The sequence below is a fragment of the Hoskinsella mucinilytica genome, from assembly GCF_045223415.1.
Taxonomy (GTDB): Bacteria; Bacillota_I; Bacilli_A; order Erysipelotrichales; family Erysipelotrichaceae; genus Hoskinsella; species Hoskinsella mucinilytica.
Window position 1 is genome coordinate 1 of the sequence record NZ_JBEQZJ010000129.1, and the last position, 389, is coordinate 389.

Here is a 389-nt window from a genome sequence, read left to right on the forward strand (position 1 = left end):
ATCGGATAGAGACTAATAATTAGAATATTTCGTCCCTTCCACAGAACCGTGCTTACCGTTCGGTACACGGCTCCTCTTTAGTTTTCACTGTTTACAGGTAATATTGCGTAAAAGTTGGGTAGCCTGCTCTACTCAATTTTTCATTTGTGATGGCTCTATTTATATCTTGGTAGGCACTTACCCTCCACAAGCCTTCTCTGCTTCCTGCCACCATTCTGGCTTTCCCTTTGCTCAATCCTAGAAGTTCTAGTTTTTGGCGTCTAACCTTTGATTTCTTCCAACTCTTCCAGATATAACATCTGATTTTGTGGCGTAACCATTGGTCTATTCTTTCAAGCAGACTTTTCATGTCTGCTATTTTGAAGTAGTTGACCCAGCCTCTGATGTAT

General features: G+C 41.1%; 1 protein-coding gene. It reads right to left on the reverse strand.

The annotated features are described in order from the left end of the window. Nucleotides 1–91: 91 nt before the first annotated feature. Nucleotides 92–389: group II intron maturase-specific domain-containing protein (locus UGRO018_RS17835; protein WP_416327858.1), on the reverse strand; the 298-nt coding region annotated here is incomplete at its 5' end.